A 19035-nucleotide genomic window follows, 5' to 3' on the forward strand; every position below is an offset into this window, starting at 1 on the left:
GCGCTGACCAACTCATGACTGGATAATTACGAAATGATGACAGGGCGCTTGTAATCGTTTTGTCAGAAGTTTGTTGGAGCGCTCTTCATACACTGGCCTCACCCACACACAGGGAGCCTATAAATGAAATACGCCATAAGTCTGATGCTCTGCCTGTTCACCGGTTCTGCCTTGGCCCAGGAAGCCCATCACCACCACGGCGCCGCCGACTCTGCGGCAGCGCCGCCCGTCTTTACCGCCACCACAGCCAAGCCGTTTGCAGCATTAATGGACGACGCCATGGCCGTCATGGATGCCGGCATGGCCAAGGCCCCCATGAATGGCCAGAGCGAGCATGACTTCATGACCATGATGATTCCGCACCACCAGGGCGCAGTCGATATGGCGAAGGCTGTGCTGCTTTACAGCCAGGATCCTGAAGTCCGCAATCTTGCATTGGGCATCATCGCTGAGCAGCAAATAGAAATCCAACAAATGCAGGCATGGCTGGCACGCCATCCTTCCATGCACGAGGAATCTCATGAACACCAATAAACAACTGATCGCTGCGGTCGTCGCTGTATTTGCCATGCCGCTGGCCTTTGCCTTGCCGTCGTCGCAGGACCGCGTCTACACGGCGGACCAGAATAGCAATACCGTTTCCGTGTTCGATCCGTCCACCAACACGCTGGTGGGCCAGATCCGCCTCGGCAATCCCCGGCCGGACGTGCTGTCGCCGTTGTACAAGGGTGAGATCAATGTGCACGGTATGGGCTTCTCGCCGGACCACAAGACGCTGATGGTGATTTCTACCGGCTCCAACTCAGCCACCTTCATCGATACGGCAACCAATAAGGTCAAAGGCAAGACGTATGTCGGTCGCTCGCCGCACGAAGGCTTCTTTACCGCCGATGGCAAGGAGGCCTGGGTGGTTGTGCGCGGCGAGGATTACATTTCGGTGATCGATCCGCAGACCTTTCGCGAGAAGGAGCGCATTCAGACCGAGGTCGGACCGGGTATGGTGCAGTTCCATCCGGACGGCAAGCTGGCTTTCGTTGTATCGAGCTTCACGCCGACCGTCGATATCATCGATGTGAAGTCGAAGAAGATCATCAAACGGATTACGGTCACCAGCCCGTTCTCGCCCTTCCTGCAATTTTCGCCGGATTACAGCGAAATCTGGATGACGCACAAGGACGTTGGCAAAGTCACGCGCATCGATACGCGCACGCTGGAAGTGACGGGCGTGATCGATACAGGGTTCATCACAAACCACCTGGCTTTCGCTAAAGTGAACGGCAAGACGCTTGCCTACGTGACGATCGGCGGCGAGAACGTGGTGAAGGTGTACACCACCGACAAGGATGCCAAGCTGGTGGCCACGATTCCGACCGGCGCACTGCCGCACGGGATCTGGACTTCAGATGACAGCAACCGTGTGTTCGTCGGCATGGAGAACGGCGATGGCATGCAGGTTATCGATCCTGCCACAAATCGCGTGATCGCGACCATCGCCGGAGGCCAGGCGCCGCAGGCACTGGTGTATATCTCGCACGCTGTGCCGCAAGGCGATGGCAAGGAGAACCTGGTGCCGCGTACGAACAAGGATTCCGTCAACGTCCAGTTGCGGCCGAAGCAGGGTGAAGGTCGAGGCTTTATCGTCTCGCGCAATCTGGGCGTGGTTGACGCGGTGGAAGTATCGCTCTTCAAGCTGAAACCGAACACCGAATACAGCGTCTACCTGAACGGCGCCAGCGCTGCGACGGGCAGCCTGGTGACCAATGCGCAGGGCATGGCCAATGCCACCATGATCGGACCCGTACGCGAACTGGCCAAAGAGGGCGCTAAAGCGCCGCATGCCGGCGAAGTGCTGGTCATGGAAGGCCACGACAGTCCTGATGCGGCGAAGGCCATCATGACGACGGCACGCTGAGCCTCTGCTCCATTAGTTTCATTGCATTGCGCGGTCTTCGGGCCGCGTTTTTTTTGCACCACCCAAAGGCAGCGCCACGCACGCGCGCCTTACACGCGAAGACAGCAACAGCAGCGAGCCGCCGGGCAGCACCGCGATGATGAGCAACACGGTGAGCGTCAGTCCGCTGCGTGACAGCCATTGGATTGTGTGCATGGTCGAACCTCTCGGTGCAGGGGCATTGCTTACAGCTTAGTGCGGATTCCCTGCGTGCGGCACTATACAAAGGTTTAGTGCCGCGCACGCATCACTTGAGGCGGTAGGCCAGTTCGGCACCTGCGGCGCGCAGCGCGCCTTGTACGGCGGGCGCCTTGGCCAGTGGGTTCAGCAGGCCGTAATCATGCACCACCCCATTCACGCGCAGCGGCGTGACCTCGACACCGGCCGCGGACAACTTGCGGGCGTAGGCTTCGCCTTCATCACGCAGCACATCGAACTCGGCGACCTGCACCATGGTTGGCGGCAGGCCTTTCAGCTGCTCGATCGGCGCCTGCAGCGGCGATGCGTAGATCTCTTTGCGTGCCGCAGCATCGGTGGTGTAGTTATCCCAGAACCACTTCATCATGTTCCGGGTGAGGAAGTAGCCGTTCGCGAACTGATGATAGGAGGCGGTGTCGAAGCCCGCGTCGGTGACGGGCCACATCAGCACTTGCGCACGCAGTTTCGGGCCGCCCTTGTCCTTGGCCATCAGGGACACCACAGCCGCCATATTGCCGCCGACACTGTTGCCTGCCACGGCGAGGCGCGAGCCGTCGACATGGATTTCCTTGCCGTGCGAAGCCACCCACCTGGTCGCGCCATAGGCCTGGTTGATCGCTACGCCATAACCGGCTTCCGGCGACGGCGTGTAGTCGACGAAGACCGCGGCTGCGCCGGAATACACGACCAGGTCGCGCACCAGGCGCTCGTGGGTCGGGAAGTCGCCCAGCACCCAGCCGCCGCCGTGGAAGAACATGAAGGCGGGCAGCGTGCCTTTCGCACCGGCGGGGCAGACGATGTGCAGCTTCACATCCTGGCCGTCGACCTTGATGACCTTTTCGGATACATCGGCCTTTGGCAGGATGGCGCCTTTTTGCGCGTCGATCAGCACCTGACGGGCATCTTTCGGCGTCATGTTTTCCATCGGCGGGGCATTCTCGATAGCCTTCAGGAAGGCGGCGGTGGTTGGCTCGACGCCGGTGTAGTCGGCCGCGAGAGCGGCGCTGGCGAGGGCGGTCAGGGCAGAAGTGGTGACCAGAGTTTTCAAAGTATTCAAGGTTGATCCTTTCAAGATGAGGAAGTTAATTTGCGAGCAGGCCGCGTTCGTTTGCGACGACGACAGCCTGCACGCGGGCCGACACGTTCAGTTTGGACATCACGTTCTTGAGATGAGTTTTGACGGTTTCTTCAGCCAAGCCCGGTTCGCGGGCAATCAGCTTGTTGCAGTGGCCTTTGCCCAGCAACTGCAGGACGTCCCTTTCGCGGCCGGTCAGGTCGGCGCGGTACCAGCTGTTGGCGATGGCGCGATCGGCGCGCGAACTGATGTAATTCCGGCCGCAGCTCATGGCAAGAAGGGCCGGCTCCAGTTCCTGCAACACGCAGCTTTGCAGCACGTAGCCACGCACGCCGGCGCGCAGCGCTTGCCTTATCTGGCCTTCTTTATCGAAATGCGTGACGATCAGAACGCGGACTTCATCGGATGAAAACTGGCGTTGCAGCTCCAGGCCGCAGCGATAGTCGGCAATCAGAACGGTCTGGCTTGGGGCTGCCGCAGGCCGGCGATATTCACGCGCAGGCTGATCTCTTCCACCACCATATCGCGCCAGACGCGCTTGATCAGGGTCTTGTTGCTGACGGGGCGTCCCGGCTGCTCGGCCAGGCAGATCAGAATATCGAGCGCACGGCTGCCAATCTTGACGGGGGCGCCATCCTTTTCCAGCCGGCGTGCGGACGAAAACAGCCGGTAAGGGCCGAACTCAATCACAGGTGATGTGGATAATTGCTGTGGCGCGCTCATGATGCAATCCCGTGCGTGGAGGACTGATGGCGCCCTTCTTGTACTTAAACTTTAGTTGCCATTGTACATGCAACGCCGCCAGGCTTTCGATACGCCTTAAGCAAGGTGACAGTGAGGGGGAGGGGATCTGGTCGGGGTGAGAGGATTCGAACCTCCGGCCTCTACGTCCCGAACGTAGCGCTCTACCAGGCTAAGCTACACCCCGATTGGTGAGTCACAATTAAAGCAGATCTTTGTGCGTTTATCAACACTCGCCCCGGTGGTATAGTGCGGGCTGCCTGAATTACCTGAGTAAAAATATGGGAATAACGATTTATCACAATAACGCCTGCAGCAACTCGCGCGGCGCTTTGGCTTTGATTCGCGAATCCGGCGTGGAGCCGGAGATCATCGAGTATCTGAAGGCGCCGCCCTCGCGCGACGTGCTGATCGGCCTGATCGCCCGCGCCGGCCTGACGGCACGCGGCGCCATGCGCGACAAAGGCGAGGTGTACGACCAGCTGGGATTGTCCGATAAGTCGCTGCCTGATGAAAAACTGATCGACGCGATGATGGCGCATCCCGAGTTGATCAACCGTCCTTTCGTGGTCACGGACAAGGGCGTACGTTTGTGCCGTCCGCCTGAGACGGTCAAAGAAATCCTCTGACGCACCGCCTGAGGGAGCCCTCTAAACCCTTTAACTTGTGAAATTTGGTTAGTAAATTAGAAAGAAGCCGTGATATTCTCGTGCGGCAACACGTTGCATGCTTTCTAATATGTCCAAATAAACAAAGGGGTCTTTATGGGCTTTCTCGACAAGGAGCGGACTGTCGCCGCTCCGGGGTTTAACCGCTGGCTGGTGCCGCCCGCGGCGCTGGCAATTCATTTGTGCATCGGCATGGCCTACGGTTTTTCCGTGTTCTGGCTGCCGCTGTCGCACGCCCTCGGCATCAAGGAGTCAATCGCCTGTCCGGCGGATATGGGCTTCTTTGCCGAGATCTTCTCCTCCAGCTGCGACTGGAAAATCTCCATGCTGGGCTGGATGTACACGATGTTCTTCGTGTTCCTCGGCGCGGCGGCAGCCATGTTCGGCGGCTGGCTGGAACGCGTCGGCCCGCGCAAGGCTGGCGTGGTGTCGGCGTTGTGCTGGTGTGGTGGCCTGGTGATTTCCGCGCTGGGCGTGTATCTGCACCAGATTACGCTGATGTGGCTGGGCTCCGGCCTGATCGGCGGTATCGGCCTGGGCCTGGGCTATATCTCGCCTGTCTCGACCCTGATCAAATGGTTCCCGGATCGCCGCGGCATGGCGACCGGCATGGCCATCATGGGCTTCGGCGGCGGCGCCATGATCGGCGCACCGTTGGCCGACAAGCTGATGAAGTTCTTTGCCACCCCGGCCTCGGTCGGCGTGTGGGAAACTTTCCTCGTGATGGCGGCGATCTACTTCGTGTTCATGATGGCGGGCGCACTGGCTTACCGCATCCCGGCCGCGGGCTGGAAGCCGGAAGGCTGGACGCCGAAGCCAGCGCAAACCAGCAATGCCATGATCACCACGCGCCATATCCACGCCCGCAAAGTGTGGAACATTCCGCAGTTCTGGCTGCTGTGGGGCGTGCTGTGGCTGAACGTGTCGGCTGGTATCGGCATCCTGGGCATGGCTTCGCCGCTGCTGCAGGAAGTCTTCGGCGGTAAGCTGATCGGGCTGGACATCCCGTTCAATGACCTGACCGCAGCGCAGAAGGGCGAGACGGCGGCAATCGCAGCAGGCTTCACGGGCCTGCTGTCACTGTTCAATATCGGCGGCCGTTTCTTCTGGGCGACCTGCTCGGACTTCATCGGCCGCAAGGCGACTTACTTCGTGTTCTTCGTGCTGGGCTTCGTGCTGTACGCCTCGATTCCGTCGGTGTCGCATAACGGCCATCTGGCCCTGTTCGTGGCGGCCTTCTGCATCATCCTGTCGATGTACGGCGGCGGCTTCGCCACCATTCCGGCTTACCTGGCGGACTTGTTCGGCACGCAGATGGTGGGCGCCATCCATGGCCGCTTGCTGACCGCATGGTCGGCGGCCGGCATTCTGGGGCCGATCCTGGTCAACTATCTGCGCGAGTATCAGCTGGCGCAAGGCGTGCCGAAGGCACAGGTGTACGACATCACCATGTACGTCCTGGCCGGCCTGATTATCCTGGGCCTGATCTGCAATATGCTGGTGCGTCCGATCGCAGCGCGCTACTTCATGTCGGAAGCCGAACTGGCGGCCGAGAAGAAGCTGGCGCATGAACGCGAGGCGGCCGCGCAGGGCGGCGCGCGCATGGCAGGCACCGCGGGCGGCAGCAGCAATCCGGCGCTGGCTTCGTTTGCCTGGGTGGCGGTCGGTATTCCGCTGGTGATCGGTGTCTGGATCACCTTGCAGAAAGCGGCTGTGCTGTTCAAGTAAGGAAAAGAAAAAGGCGGGCAGCGCCCGCCTTTGCGACAACGGCGCCAGTGGCGCCGTTTTTATTTGCTCAGTGCGAGCGGTCGACCGCGAAGCGTGCCAGATCGAGCAGGGCTTGCTTGTACTGGTTGTCCGGCATGCCGGCAATCGCGTCGATCGCGCGCTGGGAGGCGACTTTGGCGGCGTGGCGGGTGTAGTCCAGCGCGCCGCTATTGGTGATGGCGGCCAGGATGGTGTCGAAGTGCGATTCGTCGCCGTTTTCGATGCAGGAGCGCACCAGCTGGCGCTGTTCTTCGGTGCCGTTCACCATCAGCCAGATCAGTGGCAGGGTTGGTTTGCCTTCGCGCAGGTCGTCGCCCACGTTCTTGCCGATTTCCTCGGCATCGCCGGCGTAATCGAGCACGTCGTCGATCAGCTGGAAGGCGGTGCCCAGGGAGCGACCGTATTCGCCCGCGGCAGCGATTTCCGCATCGGAAGCGCCGGTAATCAGGGCGCCCAGTTCGGCGGCAGCCTCGAACAGTTTGGCGGTCTTGGAGCGGATCACCTGCAGATAGCTTTCCTCGGACACGTCCGGATCATGCATATTCAGCAACTGCAGTACCTCGCCCTCGGCGATCACATTGGTGGCGTCGGACAGGATCTGCATTACGCGCATGGAATCCAGCGATACCATCATCTGGAAAGCACGCGAATACAGGAAGTCACCCACCAGCACGGAAGCGGCATTGCCGAACAGCGCATTGGCGGTCTGGCGGCCACGGCGCATGGACGATTCGTCAACAACATCGTCGTGCAGCAGGGTAGCGGTGTGGATGAATTCGACTACCGCAGCCAGCTCGTGGTGCGCGGTGCCTTTATAAGAGTAAGCGTTCGCTACCAGCAGAACCAGCACCGGACGGATACGCTTGCCGCCCGCACTAATGATATATTCGGCGATCTGGTTAACCAGGGCCACTTCCGAGTGCAGGCGTTCGCGGATCACCGTGTTGACGGCATCCATATCGGCGGCAATGGTGCTGGTAATGGGGTTCTGGGCGGAGTTAGACAAGGCAAACCTGCGTTGGTGGGCTATAAGGTGCCGCGATTATACGTTACAAGTTGCCGACATACCACGCGGCGGCCCTCTCGACAATAGTTTTTGACGCAAATCCCAGAACTGTGTACAATCACAGGTTCTCCGGCATCCGCCTGTTGTTTTCTTGGTGTCGAGCAGGAGAAATTTCTTAACAATTAACGAGGTTTCAAATCATGTACGCGGTCATAAAAACCGGCGGCAAACAATACAAAGTTGCTGCTGGCGAAAAAATTAAAGTAGAACAGTTGCCGGCTGACATTGGTTCCGAAATCACTATCGACCAGGTTCTCGCCGTTGGCGCGGGCGACAGCATCAAGTTTGGTGCTCCTCTGGTTGCCGGTGCATCGGTTCTGGTGAAAGTGGTTGCTCAAGGTCGCCACGACAAAGTACGTATCTTCAAGATGCGTCGTCGTAAGCACTACCAGAAGCGTCAAGGCCATCGCCAGAACTTCACCGAAATCCAAATCGTTTCGATCAACGGCTAATTGCTGCTTGCCCGAATTCAGCTATCAAGGAGTAACTAAATGGCACACAAAAAAGGCGGCGGTACTACCCGCAACGGTCGCGACTCTGAATCAAAACGCCTTGGCGTTAAAGTGTACGGCGGCCAGACCATCAACGCTGGTGGCATCATCATCCGTCAACGCGGCACCCCAGTGTCCGCTGGCGAAGGCGTTGGTACCGGCAAGGACCACACCCTGTTCGCTCTGGTGAACGGCGTTGTGAAGTTCGTGACCAAGGGTCCGGACAACAAGAAGTACGTTACCGTTGTAGCAGCTGCTTAATACAGCGAATACAGGTACAGTAAGGCGAAAGCCTTCTCTCCAAAAGGCTCTGCCAGTGGTAGGGCCTTTTTAGTTTTCAAGGTGGTTCATATGAAGTTTATTGACGAAGCACGCATCGAAGTCATCGCCGGCACCGGCGGCAATGGCTGCGCCTCTTTTTGCCGCGAAAAATTCCGTCCGTTCGGCGGCCCTGATGGCGGCGACGGCGGCAAGGGCGGCAGCATCTGGGCGGTGGCCGACCGTAACGTCAATACGCTGGTGGACTACCGTTATTCGAAAATGCATCGCGCTTCCAATGGCGAAGCGGGCCGCGGCTCCGACTGCTACGGCCGCGGCGCGGACGATATCTTCCTGCGCATGCCTGTCGGCACCCTGATCATCGATGAAGTGTCGGGCGAAATCATCGCCGACATGACCGAACACGGCCAGATGGAAATGCTGGCCAAGGGCGGCGAGGGCGGCTGGGGCAATATCCACTTCAAGACCTCGACCAACCGTGCGCCGCGCCAGAAGACCGACGGCAAGGAAGGCGAGCGCCGCGAACTACGCCTGGAACTGAAGGTGCTGGCCGACGTGGGCCTGCTGGGCATGCCGAATGCCGGCAAGTCGACCTTCATCACCGCGGTGTCGAATGCCCGTCCGAAGATTGCGGACTATCCGTTCACGACCCTGCATCCGAACCTGGGCGTGGTGCGCGTGTCGCACGAGAAGTCCTTCGTGATTGCAGACATTCCCGGCCTGATCGAAGGCGCCGCCGAAGGTGCGGGCCTGGGCCACCAGTTCCTGCGTCACCTGTCGCGCACCGGCCTGCTGCTGCACATCGTCGACCTGGCGCCGTTCGAGGCGACGGTCGATCCGGTCAAGGAAGCCAAGGCGCTGGTCAAGGAGCTGGAAAAGTACGATCCGGCGCTGGGCAAGAAAGAACGCTGGCTCGTTCTGAACAAGCTGGACGTGGTGCCGGAAGACGAGCGCGCCAAGCGCGTGAAGGACTTCGTCAAGAAGCTGGCCTTCAAGGGCCCTGTGTTCGAGATTTCCGCCTTGTCGCACGAAGGCACGCAGGAGCTGGTGAACGCGATCTACCAGCACATCGAGCAGCAGCGCTACACCGAGCAGCGCTCGGAAGAAACCCAGATGACCGAAGAAGCCCGCGGCATCTCGTCCATCGATCCGGACGACCCACGTTTCAAAGTTCTCGATTAAAATCGAGACAACCCACATCTGTGCCGGTCCTGCCATCCGCGGGGCCGGGCACTGTCTGCGGCAAGCAGGGCGACCAGCCCGGCGCATCAACAATGTCCCTGTACTTTTTGAGAAGAGCTTTGCCGCCTTATGAATTCCGTTATCCAGAAAGCCCACCGCCTTATCGTTAAAGTGGGGTCTTCGCTCGTCACCAATGACGGCCGTGGCCTCGATCATGCTGCGATCGCGCGCTGGTCCGCGCAGATTACCGCCTTGCGGGGCATGGGCAAAGAGGTGGTGCTGGTGTCCTCGGGCGCGGTGGCGGAAGGCATGCTGCGTCTGGGTTTCGATAAGCGTCCTACCGATATCCACGAATTGCAGGCTTGCGCGGCGGTGGGCCAGATGGGTCTTGCGCAGATTTACGAAACGAGCTTCCGCGCACACGATGTCGGCACCGCGCAAGTGCTGCTGACGCACGCCGACCTGGCGGACCGCGAGCGCTATCTGAACGCACGCTCGACGCTGACCACCTTGCTGCGCCTGGGTGTGGTCCCCATCATCAACGAGAACGACACGGTGGTCACCGACGAGATCAAGTTCGGCGATAACGATACGCTGGGCGCCTTGGTGGCCAACCTGATCGAAGCCGATGCGCTGATCATCCTGACCGACCAGCGCGGCCTGTTCAGCGCCGATCCACGCAAAGATCCTTCAGCGACGCTGGTCACGCATGGCCGCGCGGGCGATCTTGCGCTGGAAGCCATGGCCGGCGGTGCTGGTTCCTCGCTGGGCCGCGGCGGCATGCTGACCAAGATCCTGGCCGCCAAGCGTGCAGCCAAGTCTGGTGCGCATACCGTGATTGCCTTTGGCCGCGAGACTGATGTGCTGACGCGTTTGGCCGGCGGCGAAAGCATCGGCACGGAATTGTCTGCGCAAACGGGCCAGCTGACGGCGCGTAAGCAGTGGATGGCCGATCACCTTCACACGGTTGGCCAGGTCGTGCTGGACGCGGGCGCGGTGCAGAAGCTGGTAGGCGAGGGCAAGTCGCTGCTGCCAATTGGCGTGACCGATGTCCACGGCGAATTCGGCCGCGGCGCCGTGATCACCTGCCTTGGCCCGGACGGCGCTGCCGTCGCACGCGGCATCTCCAACTACACCAGCGCTGAAGCGCGCCGCATCCAGCGCAAGCCATCCGCTGAAATTGCCGCCATCCTTGGCTATGCCGAAGGCCCGGAACTGATCCACCGCGATAACCTGGTGCTGATCTGATGGCATGTGCAGGAGCTACGCGGCAATCGCGGACGTGTGCTGTCAACCAGGCGTGCGTGAAGACGGACGTTCAAAGATAGCGTCCGGGAAGAAGCTGCGGACGGCTTCGGTGAGCACGCCGTTGTCGTCGCGCGTCAGGTAGACACTGGCGCGCATGCGATCGCTCTTCTCGCAGCGCTCGATGCGCATCGACGCCAGGCGATCCGCGCAAATGCGGAAAGCCAATTGGCGCAAGGCGGTAATCGAAGCGGCGCTCACCACGATGATGATGGCGCAGGGCAGTTGGACTGGCATCTTGGTTCCCCTCATACAGGATAGGAACCAGCATAGCGAATCGTCCGTAAACGCTGCGTAAAAACTTCGGCTTATTCCTCGCCCGGCGCCTTGAACAGGTCTTCCAGTTCGCTGCGCTTGCTCTGCACTTGCGCGCGGCCGCGGCGGCCGGTGAATTCTTCTTCGATATTGTCGCGGTAGAAGCTCCAGGCCGCGCCGGTGGTGGAGAAGCGATTCCATATGTCGGCGCTGACGCCGGAGTAGTCGATCGCGCTGCCGTCATCAAATTCCACGCGCAGCATGCGCTCGCGGGAGTCATAGCCGATTGCGCGCAGCTTGCCCGCGTTGATCTTCTTCATTTCCATCATTGCCTCCCTATCAACCACGCCATACTACAATAAGCGGCATGTCTATGCCCAAAGCCCTGTGCTGGCTCCTGCTTTGCCTGTTGCCTTGCCTGGCGCAGGCAGGACCGGACTTGCGCGGCTCACTGCAGGCAATCATGCAGGCCGATGGCGTGCCAGGCGCCGCCATTGCCATCGTGCGCCGCGGCGAGCCGGTGCAGGTGATTAATCTTGGCATGGCCGATCTGGCGTACAAGCATCCTGTGGACGGCGAGACGACATTCCGCACTGCGTCGGTCGGAAAGATATTCACTGCGCTGGCGGTGATGCGGCTGGTCGAAGACGGTAAGTTGAATCTCGACGCACCAGTGCACTTGCTTGCGCCTGAAATCGCGTTCGATAATCCGTGGGAGCGCCCGGCGCCTTTGCGCCTTGTGCATCTGCTCGAACACACGGCCGGCTGGGACGAGATGCGCACGTCCGAATACAGCGAGGCCGACCTGCCGCTGGTCGAAGCGCTGGGACGCAATCCGCGTGCGCGGGTTTCGCGCTGGTGGCCTGGCACGCGCATGGTCTACTCGAACACGGGGCCTGCCGTGGTGGGCTACATCGTCCAGAAGATCAGCGGGCGCCAGTTTGAAGACTTCGTCGCCGACGCGGTGTTTAGGCCGCTTGGCATGGAGTCGGCGACGTATTTTCAGGACACGCAGCATGGCGCCACCAATTATGACCGGCGCGGCAATCCCATGCCTTTCCAGCATCTGCTCTATCGGCCAGCCGGTTCGACCAGCGCGACTGCTTTAGACATGGCGCGGCTGCTGCAGCTATTGTTGAATCGTGGCGCGGTGAATGGCCGTCAGCTGTTCGCGCGCGCTTCCATCGAACGCATGGAGACGGCACAAGCTTCCGATGGCGCCCGCGCCGGGCTGCCCACTGGGCCGGGCATGGGGCTGCTGGACCATCCCTTCCACGGCCATCGCCTGCTCGGACATTCGGGTGACATCGACGGCGCACATGCGCGGCTATGGTACGAGCCGACGGCGGGTGTGGGATTCGTCGTCATGATCAACAGCGATTCTTCCCACGCGGCTGCCGCATTGGCGGCGTTGCTGATGCAGCAGCTGTTCAGCGGTGGCGCTCAGGATGCAGCCCTACGATCGCCCGTTCAGCCGGCCGTGCAGCGGGCCGCTGTCGTGCCGCCGGACGCCTCGTGGCGCGGCGTTGAGGGCGTGTATATGCTCGCCAATCCGCGCAACGCGCTAGCCGAAGCGGGAGCGCCGTTTGGCGCCTTGCGGGTCCAGCAAGCGCAGGGAATGCTGCAGATTTCCACGATATTCGGCGGGCATGCGCGCAGCCTGCTGCTACAGGGCGCGTTTGCCTACGACCGGCCCTCAGGCGTCGCGCAAGGCGTGCGCGCCAGCGACCCGATTGATGGCGATGTGCTGGTGCTCGGCTCGCAGGTCTATCGGCGTGCCTCGCCAGCGATCGTGGATGCTGTGCTGGTCGGCTTCATGGCGCTCGCGCTGGCCTCTGCATTGTCGATACTATGGGCGCTGGCCTGGCTGCCTGTGCACTGGCGCATGAACCGTGCCGCCCGCACCGCAGGCGCGGGCCACGGTGACTGCACCGCCAACGCCGGCCGCACCGGCCATACCGACCGTGCCGACCGCGCGATCCGCGGTTGGCCGCTGGCGGCGAGCTGTTTGCTCCTTGCTGCGGTGCTGCCGGTAGCGCTGGGGTATCCGGTTGAGGCGGAATTTGGACGCGTGTCGGCATATTCGATATGGCTGATGGCGGTGACGGCAGCGTATGGGCTTGCAGCCCTCGGCGGCGCATTGCAGGCAGTGTACGCGTTCAGAACGCCAATGCGCCCCGGCGTGCGCTGGTTCTGCGTCGTGCACGCCGCGCTGCACTTCAGCGCGGCAGCGTACCTGGCCACGTATGGGCTGATTGGCTTCCGCACCTGGCCGTGAATCTGCTAGGCTGTGCGCCTCAAAGGAGGAAGCATATGACATTACGTGCCCTGGCGTTCGGCGCCATCGCAAGCATCATCGGCATTTCATCGGCCGGTGCGCATGAACTCTGCATGGCTGTCGCGGACGCTGCCACCGGCAAAGTGCTGGTGCAGCGCGGTGAGTGCCGCCAGCGCGTCACTTCCGCGTCCACCTTCAAGATTGCCATCAGCTTGATGGGCTACGACTCCGGCTTTCTGAAAGACGAACACACGCCGACGCTGCCTTTCCGCGAAGGCTATGTCGACTGGCGCGAGAACTGGAAATATCCTACAGACCCCAGCAAGTGGATGAAGGACTCGGTGGTCTGGTATTCACAGCAGATCACCAAGTCGCTTGGCAAAGAGCGATTCGCCGAATACACCAGGCGCTTCCAGTTCGGTAACGCTGACGTCTCAGGCGATGCCGAACACGATGGCCTGACGCTGTCCTGGATCGGCTCCTCGCTGAAAATCTCGCCGCTTGAGCAACTGGCCTTCCTGTCGAAAGTCGTGAACCGCCAGCTCAGCGTGAGCCAGCACGCCTACGACATGACCGCGCGCCTCACGAAATTCGACGATGCGCCTGCGGACTGGGATGTACACGGCAAAACCGGCGCATCCTCCGGCTACGGCTGGTATGTCGGCTGGGCGAGCAAGGACAAGCACACCTACGTCTTTGCGCGCCTCATGAAAAAGGATGCAAGCGATGCGCAGGATGTCCCGGCGGGCGTCATCGCGCGCGATGCCTTCTACAAGGAATTCCCGGCGCTGATCGCACCGCTGGCGAAGTGAATCAAACGCCGTCCGGCGTCGGCGTTTTGTGCTTGTACTCGCACAGGTCCGCAATAATGCAGTTCCAGCATTGCGGCTTGCGCGCGGTGCAGATGTAGCGGCCGTGCAGGATCAGCCAGTGATGCGCATCGAGCAGGAATTCCTTCGGCACGAACTTCATTAGCTTCTGTTCGACGATGTCCACGTTCTTGCCCGGCGCGATGTTGGTGCGGTTGGACACGCGGAAGATATGCGTATCGACGGCCATTGCCAGCTCGCCAAAGGCCGTATTCAGCACGACGTTCGCGGTCTTGCGTCCCACCCCCGGCAGTTCTTCCAGTTCCTCGCGCGTGCGCGGCACTTCGCCGTCGTACTTGTCGACCAGGATCTGACAGGTGGCGATCACGTTCTTCGCCTTGGTCTTATACAGGCCGATGGTCTTGATGTAATCCATCAGTTCATCGACGCCCAGATCGAGAATCGCCTGTGGCGTATTCGCCACCGGATACAGCTTGCGCGTGGCCTTGTTCACGCCCACGTCGGTTGCCTGGGCTGACAGCAGCACGGCAATCAACAGCTCGAAAGGCGTGGTGTATTCCAGCTCGGTCTGGGGTTTGGGATTGGCCGCGCGCAGGCGGCTGAAGATTTCGTGGCGTTTGGCTGGATTCATTTGTTCTTGTCGGCTTCAGCGCGCTGGCGGGCACGCTCCATGGCGGCGGCGATGATCTGGCGCTTGCGTTCCTTTTCCGCTTCTTCCGCCGAATTCTCCGGCGCCAGGCGGTCCACCGCTTCCATCTTGGCTTTGGCCTTGGCGGCCAGGCGCGCATCGTTCTCGTCGCGTTCGCGTTTCAGATGTTCGGTGCGGAAGTCGTGGCGCGAGCGTGCGGCGTCGGCGTCTGCCTGCGTCCAGGCGTCCCAGCCGGTGGTTTCAGTGACCGGGTACATTACGATGCAGTCCACAGGACAGGCCGGCACGCACAAGTCGCAGCCGGTGCACAGTTCCGGAATGATGGTGTGCATTTGTTTGGCCGCGCCCATGATCGCATCGACCGGGCAGGCCTGGATGCACAAGGTACAGCCGATGCACAGCGATTCGTCGATGAAGGCCACGGCGCGCGGGCGCTCCAGGCCGTTGACGGGATTGAGCGGAATGACAGGCCGTCCTGTCACCGATGACAGCCTGCGGATGCCTTCCGCGCCGCCCGGCGGGCACTGGTTGATATTCGCTTCGCCGGCCGCGATGGCTTCTGCATACGGTCGGCAACCCTGATAGCCGCACTTGGTGCATTGGGTCTGCGGCAGCACGTCTTCGATGCGGTCGGCCAGGGTTTTCGGATCAGTCACGGCTTACTTATTTGCTTGGTAAAGCGCCATTATCCGATATCTGGCGGCGCGCGGCACGAAAACCCCGCATGGACAGCGGGTTACCATTAGTTGCACATAAACAACTTTGAAATCGCTTTCATTTGTGGGACGATCTTCATCCACTATGAACGGATCGCGCGCTCTTTGCTTGCTGGGACTGACGATTGGACTGCTGGCCGCCGGCCCGGCCATGTCCGACTCGCCGGTCGCGCCGCTGCATATCGCGGCTGAGGATTGGCCGCCTTATGTGACGTCCGCGCTGCCCGATAATGGGGTGGCTGTGGCGGCTGCGTCGACCGTGTTTGCGCGGCTGGGCAATGTGCTGGAGGTCGATTACTTCCCCTGGAAACGCACCATGGAATTTGGCCTGCATAATCCACGCTACGCGGGCTTCATGGCGGTGTGGCGCACACCGGAGCGCGAGAAGCTGTGCTATTTTTCGTCGCCGATTGCCAGCACGCAGACGGTGCTGGCTTATCTGAAGGAGGCGCCGCTGCAGGCGTCTTCGCTGTCGGAGTTGAAGGGCGTGCGCATCGGTACGGTGGGTGGCTATGCCAACGATGATGAGTTCGAAACCCAGGTGCGCAAGGGCGCGCTGCAGGTGGAGGAGGGCGTCAACGACGAAACCAATTTGCGCAAGCTGCTGTCGAAACGCTTCGCGGCCATCGTGATCGAGAAGCGCGTGCTGCGCTACTTGCTGTCCACGCCACAATTCCGCACGGAGCGTGACCGCATCGGCTTTGCCGGCAATCTGTTCCGTGAGCGCCCGGTCCACATCTGCTTCAAACGCAGCCCGGAAGGCCAGGCCCGCCAGCGCGCCTTCAACGCCGCCGCCCGTGACCTCGACCTCCCCAAATTCGAACGCGACTACTGGCGCCGCCTCGGCGACGAAGCCCTGCCGGGCGGTTGATCTGCATCAGCTTAACCCCGCTGCTCCGATGCTGGACTGGAGGGGGGAGTCGCAATAAAAAACGCCCCGGCTGGCGGGGCGTTTTGATTTGGTAGCGGTAGCTGATCAGCCGTGCTGCTTGATGAAGGCGGTGATTTTCGGGCAGACGATTTCGCGCCAGCGGCGGCCGGAGAAGATGCCGTAGTGGCCGGCTTGCGGGACCACGAAGTCTTCCTGCATGTCGGACGGAATACCGGTGCACAGCTCGTGTGCCGCCTGGGTCTGGCCAGGGCCGGAGATGTCGTCCAGCTCGCCTTCCACGGTCAGCAATGCCACATTGGTGATGTCCTGCGGACGCACCAGCTGGCCATCCACATCCCAGGTGCCGCGCGGCAGCGCGAAGTCCTGGAACACGGTCTTGATGGTGTCGAGGTAGTATTCGGCCGGCATATCCAGCACCGCGTTGTACTCGTCGTAGAACTTGCGGTGGCTTTCCGCCGGCTCGTCGTCGCCGCGCACCAGGTGCATGTAGAACTCGCGGTGCGATTGCGCATGGCGGCCCGGGTTCATGGCGATGAAGCCGGCATGCTGCAGGAAGCCTGGATACACCTTGCGGCCAAAGCCCGGATAGTTCGGCGGCACCGCATAGATCACGGTGTTTTCGAACCAGGAGAATTTCTTTTCGGTGGCCAGATTGTTGACCGCGGTCGGCGATTTGCGAGGATCGATCGGGCCGCCCATCATGGTCATGGTCTTCGGCAGCATCGGGTCCTTGTTGGTGGCCATCAGCGAGATGGCCGCCAATACCGGCACGGTCGGCTGGCAAACGGAAATCACGTGCACATTCGTGCCGAGGTGGCGAATGAACTCCTGCACGTACTTCACATAATTGTTCAGATGGAAGGGGCCTTCCGACAGCGGCACCTGGCGCGCGTCAACCCAGTCCGTGATGTAGACATCGTGCTCCTGCAGCATGGCCTGCACGGTGTCGCGCAGCAGGGTGGCATGGTGACCGGACAGCGGCGCAACGATCAGCACGGTCGGCTGCTTCAGGGCCTTGATCTCTTTTTCGCTCAGGTCCTTACCGAAGTGGATCAGCTTGCAGAAGGGCTTGTTGTCGACCACGCGTTCGATAATCGGCACCGTCTTGCCTTTGACCTCGACCTCCTTGATGCCGAAAGCCGGTTTCTCGTAATCCTTGCCCAATCGGTACATCAGCTCGTAGCCCGCAGCAATACGTTGCGAGAACGGCGTGTGCGCCAGAGGGGAAACAGGATTGGAGAAGAGTTTGGACGATGCCTCGGCCCATTGCATCAAGGGGCTCAGCAGGGATCGTTGCATTTCGTGCAGTTGGTAAAGCATAGGAACGTCCTGGTCGTGTTGCACTGCGGAAAATGTGGCAATGCGGAATCGTAAATCAATTATAGGCCATTTGTTCGTGACCTACAGCATTTCGCAATACCTTCCAGAAAGAGCACATTCGACGGCGCTGCGGCCTTTGTACCAAGATAATACTGGCTAGAAAAGAAAAAAAGCAGCGTTTCCGCTGCTTTTTTGTAGGACCGGTCCGAAGAAAAGGTCGGATCAGTCGAACACCGGGGTTTCCACGCCCAGCACTTTGTGCAGTTTTGGCGACGTGGTGGTGTATTGCATGTGGATTTTCTTGTCCGGGAAGATATATGGTGCAGCGCCGAACGCAGCCAGAGCCGCTTCGTGGAAGCCCGACAGGATCAGTTTCTTCTTGCCTGGATAAGTGTTGATATCGCCCACGGCAAAGATGCCCGGCACATTGGTTTCGAACTTCTCGGTGGAAACGACTTTCAGCTGCTTGCGCTCGATGTCCAGGCCCCACTCGGCGATTGGACCCAGCTTCGGCGACAGGCCGTAGAACACCAGCAGCATGTCCAGCGGCACGCGGCGGGTCACGCCGTCGGCGCCGGTCACGCGCAGCTCGGACAGCTTGTCGTCCTTGGTTTCGATGCCGCTCACCTGGCCGACGATCAGCTGCATTTCGTATTCGTCGCACAGCTGCTTCATCTTGGCCACGGAAGCCGGTGCGGCGCGGAAGTCTTCACGGCGGTGCAGCAGCACGACCGACTCGGCTTTGCCCACGAAGTTCAGTGCCCAGTCCAGCGCGGAGTCGCCGCCGCCGCAGATGACCAGGTTCTTGCCTTCGAACTTTGCCGGATCTTTCACGCGATAGAACAGCTGCGAGCCTTCGAAGGCTTCAATGCCGTCCACCTTCATGGTGCGCGGCTGGAACGAGCCCACGCCGGCAGCGATAAAGATGGTCTTGGTGATGAACTTGGTGCCCAGGCTGGTTTCGACGTCGAAACGGCCGTCTTCGCGCTTGTTCACCAGGGTCACTTCCTGGCCCAGGTGGTAGGTCGCGCCGAATGGCTCGATCTGCTTCAGCAGGCCGTCGGTCAGTTCCTGGCCGGTGCAGGAAGGAATCGCTGGAATGTCGTAGATCGGTTTGTCCGGATACAGTTCCACGCACTGGCCGCCAACGGCTGCCAGGGAGTCGATCACGTGGGCTTTAATCTCCAGCAGGCCGAGTTCGAAGACCTGGAACAGGCCGACTGGGCCAGCGCCGATAATCACGGCATCGGTTTCGTGGAGACCACCGGGTGGGGTGCTGACGACGTTCATAATGATTCTCATTCCATCCAAATAAGCGAACACCGCGTCAGGCGCGGTGTTGCACGTTAAATAACCGCCATTGCAGAGCGCG

22 protein-coding genes and 1 tRNA gene are annotated in these 19035 nt (G+C 60.7%); 11 read left to right on the forward strand and 12 right to left on the reverse strand.

Annotation, left to right across the window (positions count from 1 at the left end):
* Positions 1–123: 123 nt before the first annotated feature.
* Positions 124–534: a DUF305 domain-containing protein gene (locus AB4Z19_RS14640; protein ID WP_442028634.1), complete on the forward strand. Its 411-nt coding sequence runs from the start codon at positions 124–126 to the stop codon at positions 532–534.
* A complete protein-coding gene (locus AB4Z19_RS14645) occupies positions 521–1912 on the forward strand; it encodes a YVTN family beta-propeller repeat protein (RefSeq protein ID WP_442035509.1) in 1392 nt (463 codons plus the stop codon). Before AB4Z19_RS14640 ends, AB4Z19_RS14645 begins: the two co-directional genes overlap by 14 nt.
* An 18-nt stretch (positions 1913–1930) precedes the next feature.
* On the opposite strand, the gene AB4Z19_RS14650 is transcribed toward AB4Z19_RS14645, so the two are convergent.
* The 5 genes from AB4Z19_RS14650 to AB4Z19_RS14670 form a co-directional block, all read right to left on the reverse strand.
* Positions 1931–2107, reverse strand: a complete 177-nt coding sequence (locus AB4Z19_RS14650) for a hypothetical protein (RefSeq protein WP_442028635.1) — start codon at positions 2105–2107, stop codon at positions 1931–1933.
* Positions 2108–2198: 91 nt separating this feature from the next.
* Positions 2199–3206 (reverse strand): alpha/beta hydrolase, encoded by a 1008-nt coding sequence (locus AB4Z19_RS14655; protein WP_442035510.1) that lies wholly within the window; start codon positions 3204–3206, stop codon positions 2199–2201.
* A gap of 25 nt (positions 3207–3231) precedes the next feature.
* Complete coding sequence (locus tag AB4Z19_RS14660; RefSeq protein WP_442028637.1) at positions 3232–3555, reverse strand: response regulator transcription factor; 324 nt, start codon at positions 3553–3555, stop codon at positions 3232–3234.
* A 119-nt stretch (positions 3556–3674) separates the two neighbouring features.
* Entirely contained in the window at positions 3675–3947 is a 273-nt protein-coding gene (locus AB4Z19_RS14665; RefSeq protein WP_442028638.1) for a winged helix-turn-helix domain-containing protein, read from the reverse strand.
* A gap of 128 nt (positions 3948–4075) precedes the next feature.
* Positions 4076–4152, reverse strand: a tRNA-Pro gene (locus AB4Z19_RS14670).
* A gap of 94 nt (positions 4153–4246) precedes the next feature.
* On the opposite strand from AB4Z19_RS14670, the gene arsC reads away from it, so the two are divergent.
* Positions 4247–4594, forward strand: a complete 348-nt coding sequence (gene arsC, locus AB4Z19_RS14675) for an arsenate reductase (glutaredoxin) (protein WP_442028639.1) — start codon at positions 4247–4249, stop codon at positions 4592–4594.
* A 135-nt stretch (positions 4595–4729) separates the two neighbouring features.
* On the forward strand, positions 4730–6361 hold the full coding sequence (locus AB4Z19_RS14680; RefSeq protein ID WP_442035511.1) for an OFA family MFS transporter: 1632 nt from the start codon (positions 4730–4732) through the stop codon (positions 6359–6361).
* 67 nt (positions 6362–6428) lie between these two features.
* On the opposite strand, the gene ispB is transcribed toward AB4Z19_RS14680, so the two are convergent.
* Entirely contained in the window at positions 6429–7406 is a 978-nt protein-coding gene (gene ispB / locus AB4Z19_RS14685; RefSeq protein WP_442022899.1) for an octaprenyl diphosphate synthase, read from the reverse strand.
* Between the two features lie 200 nt (positions 7407–7606).
* Between ispB and rplU the strand changes: the two genes are divergently transcribed.
* From rplU to proB, 4 genes are all read left to right on the forward strand, one after another.
* Positions 7607–7918 carry a 50S ribosomal protein L21 gene (rplU, locus tag AB4Z19_RS14690; RefSeq protein WP_055933037.1) on the forward strand — a complete coding sequence of 104 codons (312 nt, stop codon included), beginning with the start codon at positions 7607–7609 and terminating at the stop codon, positions 7916–7918.
* 39 nt (positions 7919–7957) lie between these two features.
* Positions 7958–8218 (forward strand): 50S ribosomal protein L27, encoded by a 261-nt coding sequence (rpmA, locus tag AB4Z19_RS14695; protein ID WP_442022900.1) that lies wholly within the window; start codon positions 7958–7960, stop codon positions 8216–8218.
* Between the two features lie 90 nt (positions 8219–8308).
* On the forward strand, positions 8309–9418 hold the full coding sequence (gene obgE, locus AB4Z19_RS14700; RefSeq protein ID WP_442022901.1) for a GTPase ObgE: 1110 nt from the start codon (positions 8309–8311) through the stop codon (positions 9416–9418).
* 129 nt (positions 9419–9547) lie between these two features.
* Entirely contained in the window at positions 9548–10666 is a 1119-nt protein-coding gene (gene proB / locus AB4Z19_RS14705; protein WP_442035512.1) for a glutamate 5-kinase, read from the forward strand.
* Between the two features lie 42 nt (positions 10667–10708).
* Here the strand turns inward: proB and AB4Z19_RS14710 are convergent, their stop codons facing one another.
* Both AB4Z19_RS14710 and AB4Z19_RS14715 read right to left on the reverse strand, forming a co-directional pair.
* Complete coding sequence (locus tag AB4Z19_RS14710; RefSeq protein ID WP_442022903.1) at positions 10709–10960, reverse strand: hypothetical protein; 252 nt, start codon at positions 10958–10960, stop codon at positions 10709–10711.
* Between the two features lie 71 nt (positions 10961–11031).
* The gene (locus AB4Z19_RS14715) at positions 11032–11298 is read right to left on the reverse strand and encodes a KTSC domain-containing protein (RefSeq protein ID WP_442035513.1); all 267 of its coding nucleotides are present in this window, start codon (positions 11296–11298) and stop codon (positions 11032–11034) included.
* Between the two features lie 47 nt (positions 11299–11345).
* On the opposite strand from AB4Z19_RS14715, the gene AB4Z19_RS14720 reads away from it, so the two are divergent.
* Together AB4Z19_RS14720 and blaOXA are read left to right on the forward strand one after the other, a co-directional pair.
* Positions 11346–13256: a serine hydrolase domain-containing protein gene (locus AB4Z19_RS14720; protein ID WP_442022905.1), complete on the forward strand. Its 1911-nt coding sequence runs from the start codon at positions 11346–11348 to the stop codon at positions 13254–13256.
* 35 nt (positions 13257–13291) lie between these two features.
* Complete coding sequence (blaOXA, locus tag AB4Z19_RS14725; protein ID WP_442022906.1) at positions 13292–14068, forward strand: class D beta-lactamase; 777 nt, start codon at positions 13292–13294, stop codon at positions 14066–14068.
* A 1-nt stretch (position 14069) separates the two neighbouring features.
* On the opposite strand, the gene nth is transcribed toward blaOXA, so the two are convergent.
* Both nth and rsxB read right to left on the reverse strand, forming a co-directional pair.
* The gene (nth, locus tag AB4Z19_RS14730) at positions 14070–14717 is read right to left on the reverse strand and encodes an endonuclease III (RefSeq protein ID WP_442022907.1); all 648 of its coding nucleotides are present in this window, start codon (positions 14715–14717) and stop codon (positions 14070–14072) included.
* Complete coding sequence (gene rsxB, locus AB4Z19_RS14735; RefSeq protein ID WP_442022908.1) at positions 14714–15391, reverse strand: electron transport complex subunit RsxB; 678 nt, start codon at positions 15389–15391, stop codon at positions 14714–14716. The genes nth and rsxB overlap by 4 nt, the downstream gene beginning before the upstream one ends.
* 145 nt (positions 15392–15536) lie before the next feature.
* Here rsxB and AB4Z19_RS14740 point away from each other — a divergent pair, with 145 nt between their 5' ends.
* A complete protein-coding gene (locus AB4Z19_RS14740) occupies positions 15537–16322 on the forward strand; it encodes a substrate-binding periplasmic protein (protein ID WP_442035514.1) in 786 nt (261 codons plus the stop codon).
* A 105-nt stretch (positions 16323–16427) separates the two neighbouring features.
* On the opposite strand, the gene AB4Z19_RS14745 is transcribed toward AB4Z19_RS14740, so the two are convergent.
* Both AB4Z19_RS14745 and AB4Z19_RS14750 read right to left on the reverse strand, forming a co-directional pair.
* On the reverse strand, positions 16428–17663 hold the full coding sequence (locus AB4Z19_RS14745; protein ID WP_442022910.1) for a polyhydroxyalkanoate depolymerase: 1236 nt from the start codon (positions 17661–17663) through the stop codon (positions 16428–16430).
* Positions 17664–17885: 222 nt separating this feature from the next.
* Positions 17886–18953, reverse strand: coding sequence for an NAD(P)/FAD-dependent oxidoreductase (locus AB4Z19_RS14750; RefSeq protein WP_442022911.1), 1068 nt, complete (start codon positions 18951–18953; stop codon positions 17886–17888).
* Between the last annotated feature and the right edge of the window lie 82 nt (positions 18954–19035).

The sequence above is a fragment of the Pseudoduganella sp. RAF19 genome, from assembly GCF_052114165.1.
GTDB lineage: Bacteria > Pseudomonadota > Gammaproteobacteria > Burkholderiales > Burkholderiaceae_D > Rugamonas.

Bases quoted from the DNA above. Each gene is read 5' to 3' on its own strand.
- AB4Z19_RS14645 (WP_442035509.1), top strand. From the start codon at position 521: ATGAACACCAATAAACAACTGATCGCTGCGGTCGTCGCTGTATTTGCC.
- proB (WP_442035512.1), top strand. From the start codon at position 9,548: ATGAATTCCGTTATCCAGAAAGCCCACCGCCTTATCGTTAAAGTGGGG.
- AB4Z19_RS14715 (WP_442035513.1), bottom strand. From the start codon at position 11,298: ATGAAGAAGATCAACGCGGGCAAGCTGCGCGCAATCGGCTATGACTCC.
- AB4Z19_RS14720 (WP_442022905.1), top strand. From the start codon at position 11,346: ATGTCTATGCCCAAAGCCCTGTGCTGGCTCCTGCTTTGCCTGTTGCCT.
- AB4Z19_RS14750 (WP_442022911.1), bottom strand. From the start codon at position 18,953: ATGAACGTCGTCAGCACCCCACCCGGTGGTCTCCACGAAACCGATGCC.
- blaOXA (WP_442022906.1), top strand. From the start codon at position 13,292: ATGACATTACGTGCCCTGGCGTTCGGCGCCATCGCAAGCATCATCGGC.
- rplU (WP_055933037.1), top strand. From the start codon at position 7,607: ATGTACGCGGTCATAAAAACCGGCGGCAAACAATACAAAGTTGCTGCT.
- AB4Z19_RS14650 (WP_442028635.1), bottom strand. From the start codon at position 2,107: ATGCACACAATCCAATGGCTGTCACGCAGCGGACTGACGCTCACCGTG.
- AB4Z19_RS14640 (WP_442028634.1), top strand. From the start codon at position 124: ATGAAATACGCCATAAGTCTGATGCTCTGCCTGTTCACCGGTTCTGCC.
- arsC (WP_442028639.1), top strand. From the start codon at position 4,247: ATGGGAATAACGATTTATCACAATAACGCCTGCAGCAACTCGCGCGGC.
- AB4Z19_RS14740 (WP_442035514.1), top strand. From the start codon at position 15,537: ATGAACGGATCGCGCGCTCTTTGCTTGCTGGGACTGACGATTGGACTG.
- AB4Z19_RS14665 (WP_442028638.1), bottom strand. From the start codon at position 3,947: ATGAGCGCGCCACAGCAATTATCCACATCACCTGTGATTGAGTTCGGC.
- AB4Z19_RS14745 (WP_442022910.1), bottom strand. From the start codon at position 17,663: ATGCTTTACCAACTGCACGAAATGCAACGATCCCTGCTGAGCCCCTTG.
- rpmA (WP_442022900.1), top strand. From the start codon at position 7,958: ATGGCACACAAAAAAGGCGGCGGTACTACCCGCAACGGTCGCGACTCT.
- obgE (WP_442022901.1), top strand. From the start codon at position 8,309: ATGAAGTTTATTGACGAAGCACGCATCGAAGTCATCGCCGGCACCGGC.
- AB4Z19_RS14710 (WP_442022903.1), bottom strand. From the start codon at position 10,960: ATGCCAGTCCAACTGCCCTGCGCCATCATCATCGTGGTGAGCGCCGCT.
- AB4Z19_RS14680 (WP_442035511.1), top strand. From the start codon at position 4,730: ATGGGCTTTCTCGACAAGGAGCGGACTGTCGCCGCTCCGGGGTTTAAC.
- nth (WP_442022907.1), bottom strand. From the start codon at position 14,717: ATGAATCCAGCCAAACGCCACGAAATCTTCAGCCGCCTGCGCGCGGCC.